The organism is Streptomyces sp. OR43 (genome assembly GCF_008042275.1).
Taxonomy (GTDB): Bacteria; Actinomycetota; Actinomycetes; order Streptomycetales; family Streptomycetaceae; genus Streptomyces.
In genome coordinates this window covers 1-3,306 of sequence record NZ_RDBK01000071.1, presented here as the reverse complement: position 1 = coordinate 3,306, position 3,306 = coordinate 1, and the positions used below count along the sequence as shown (strand labels likewise).

3 protein-coding genes are annotated in these 3,306 nt (G+C 74.8%); all 3 read right to left on the bottom strand.

Annotated features, from left to right (window positions below):
* A partial coding sequence (locus EAO72_RS40540; protein ID WP_187285449.1) for an alpha-L-rhamnosidase N-terminal domain-containing protein occupies positions 1–852 on the bottom strand: 852 nt, incomplete at its 3' end.
* Entirely contained in the window at positions 849–2,237 is a 1,389-nt protein-coding gene (locus EAO72_RS40535; protein WP_148022397.1) for a four-carbon acid sugar kinase family protein, read from the bottom strand. The genes EAO72_RS40535 and EAO72_RS40540, both read right to left, overlap by 4 nt.
* Positions 2,234–3,306: RuBisCO large subunit C-terminal-like domain-containing protein (locus tag EAO72_RS40530; RefSeq protein WP_148022396.1), on the bottom strand; the 1,073-nt coding region annotated here is incomplete at its 5' end. The genes EAO72_RS40530 and EAO72_RS40535, both read right to left, overlap by 4 nt.

The following is a 3,306-nucleotide window of genomic DNA, read 5'->3' as shown; positions in this document are numbered from 1 at the left end:
GTCGTGGCCCGGGCGGTCCCATCCGTGCCGTTCGAGGCGGGCGTCGTACTCCTCGCCGCCGAACCAGGCCGACAAGGTAACGGGGCCCCCGGCGGCATGCCAGGCCCCGTCGGTGACCAGAGTGGTGGAGGTGCCGTCGGCGAGGACGGCGTGGAGCACGGCGATGGCCCGGGGGCGGCCGTGGTCGATGTGGAGTTTGGCGTAGCGCCCCGGGACCCTCGGCGCGTGCGCGATGCCGTTGCCGAGGCTCAGCCCCACGGTGTTGTCGCCCGGGCGCAGTGCGTCGGTGATGTCGTGGGTGGCGTAGATCAGACGGGTTCCGTAGTCGGTGTAGCCGGGTTCGAGGAGGGCGCTGCCTGCGCGGACGCCGTTGACGGAAGCCTCGTAGGAGCCGAGGGCGGTGGCGTGGAGACGGGCCGTGACCGGGGCGGACGGCAGGTGGAAGTCCACGGCCAGGAGCGGGAGCCGGGCGGGCCCGCCGGTGTCCGGGGCGGTGATCCACCGGGCGCCGGACCAGTCGGCCGCTGTGGGCAGCCCTGTCTCCCACGTCGCGGCGGAGCTCCAGGGCGAGAGTCCGTCGTCGTACCGGACCCGGACCCGCCACCAGACACGTCGGCGGGCACCGGGCGGTTTGCCGTCGTAGCGGACGCAGGTGCTCCGCGGGTCCTCCACCGGTCCGCTGTCCCAGAGGTCGCACGCGCCGGAGGCCAGCAGGCCGGGGTCGGTGGCGGCCTGGATCCGGTAGGCACGCTGCCGGCCGGCGGGCCGCCATGACAGGTCCGGGTGCTGTTCGTCGATGCCGAGCGGGTCGGCGAGATGGGCCGTACGCAGAGTGTGGGGTGCGGTCGTCACGTCCCGGGCTCCCTGGGTGGGTCGGTGGTCGGTTCGGTGGAGCGGACGCGTCCGGCCACCCGGTCGAAGAGGTCGACCGGGCCGGCCTGACCGCCCTTGAGGACGGCCGACACGCCGTCGAGGCGCGGGTCGTCGAACGTCAGCCGGCACAGGGCCGCGCCAGGGGCGAGCAGGGTGTCGATCTGGGCGGTGCGGGTGCCCAGGCGAGCCGCGACCCGTCCCGCCGTGTCACCACCGGCCACCACCACGCGGCGCACTCCGGCGTCGACGGCGGCCCGTACGGCGTGGACGAGGATGCCGCCGAGACGGTCCGCGGGGTCGGTGCCCGGAACGTCGCGGCGGCCGGCCGGCACGGCGTGCACGACGACCCCGGGTGCGTGGCCGCCGAGGGCGCGCAGCACCGACTCGCGGAGCCGGGCCAGGGCGGCGGGCGAGGTGTCGCAGCCGTGGTCCGGGTCCACCGGGACCGGCACGTCTGTCCAGCCGTGGTCGGTGGCGTGGCGGATCTGGGCGGCGGTACGCAGGGCGCGGCTGCCTGAGACGACGATCACACGGGCGGGTTCCGGCGCGCCGTAGGGGTGTGTCCGCCCGGTGCCGGCGAGGACCTGGCCGGCCGCGAGGCTGAGGCCGCCCGAACCGAGTGCGAAGACGGGGGACGGGCCGCCCTGGAGCGCCAGCCGGGCCGCGCGCCGGGCGTGCGCGGGCGTCAGCGCGTCGAGCACGACGAGTCCGGGGCGGCCGGCGGCCGCCGCCTCGTAGACGAGCCGGGCCTCGGCGAGGGGCAGTTCGTACACCGTCAGGTCGAGGCCGCTGACGGGAAGTCCGGTCTGCCGGGCGAGGTGCTCGCGCAGGTCGGACTCGCCCATGGGGGTGACGGGGTGACGGGACATGGTGGGCTGGCGGTCGAGGCGGTGCACCCGGCCGTCGTCGTCCCGGGCGAAGTGGTGGCCGAAGGCGGTGTACCGCCCGAAGTCGGGCTGCGCGGCCAGGACGGGTACGGGCGCCCGGCCGAACACCTCGTGGCCGGTCTCGGCGGCACGGCCCAGGCTCCCGGTTCCGGGTGAGGAGTCAGCCGTGGAGCAGATCTTGTACTGCACGAATCCGGCCCCGGTGGCGCGCAGTTCCTCCAGGACGGGCCGGATCACGTCGGCCATCTCGGCGGTGGGCAGCGCGCGGGCGGCGCCCGCCACCCCGATCACGTCGAACCCGCCCGTGGCGGTGGCCTTCCGCACCGCGCCGGGGTCAAAGAGCAACACACCGCGCAGACCTGCCCGGTGGAACTGGGCGAGCGCGTCGGTGGACCCGGTGACGTCGTCGCCGTAGAACGCCGCCAGGGGCGGAGTCACGCCGGGGGCCGGGCCGTGGCCGGTGGGTGCGGCCGTCATCCGCGCATCCCGCCGAACCGCTCGATGGCGAGGGCCAGTGCCTGGTCCCGGGCGGCGGCCTCGGCGAGCGGTTCGCCCGCCGCCGCCGCCCGCCACGCCGAGCGCATCGCCGCGACGCCGGCGCCGGGGCCCTGCGGGTGGGCGTGGATGCCGCCGCCGGCAAGGACGAGCAGGTCGGGCGTGCCGGTGAGTTCCAGGGTGCGGTGGGCGAGGCCGGGCCACTGGCCGGAGGAAAGCACGGGCAGGGCCTCGTAGCCGCCGAGGAACGGAGTGCGCATCGCGTGGACGGAGGCGACCACATCCTCGTCGGTCTCGTAGAACTTGCTGTCGATGCCGCCGACGTGGAGCTGGTCAACGCCGGAGAGCCGGGCGAGTTTCTGGAACACCAGGGGGCCGAGGCCGAGCTGGGGGCTGCGCAGCAGCGCCCCGCTCATGGCGCGGTGTCCGTGGATCGGCAACGTCGCATGCTCGCGCAGATGTGCGACGCCCGCCAGGCCCACGGTCTGCACGCACACCATCACGCAGGTGCCGCCGGCCTCACGCACCAGGTCGTGGTTGGCTTCGAGGCGTCCGATGTCGTCAGTGATGTTGAAGGCGTACATGGTGCGGCGGCCGGTGAGGTCGGCGGCCCGGTCGAGCTCCTCGTTGACGACCTTGATCCGCTCGGGCAGGGGGGCGTGCGGCGGGTTCCCGTTGAGTTCGTCGTCCTTGACGAAGTCGATCCCGGCCATGGCCAGTTCACGCACCAGGGTGCGCAGCACATCGAGCCGGAGGCCGACCCCGGGCTTGACGATCGTGCCGATCAGGGTGCCGTCGGGGGCTCCCATGAGGCGCCGGGTGCCCGCCGTACCGAAGGCCGGGCCGGGATAGCGTCCGGCGAACGCGGCGGRCAGGTCGAGGTCGACCAGACGCACGGCGGCCATCTCGCGGAGTTCGAAGAGGTTGCCCGCGACCGCCGCCAGCAGGTTCGGTACGGATGGGCCGAAGTTGTGCAGCGGGAAGGCGATCCGGACGCGGGCACGGTGGGGGCGCGGGCCGGCGTCCGGATCGCCTTCCCGCTGCACAACTT

Coding starts and splice junctions, on each gene's coding strand:
- EAO72_RS40535 (WP_148022397.1), bottom strand. CDS start 2,237: ATGACGGCCGCACCCACCGGCCACGGCCCGGCCCCCGGCGTGACTCCG.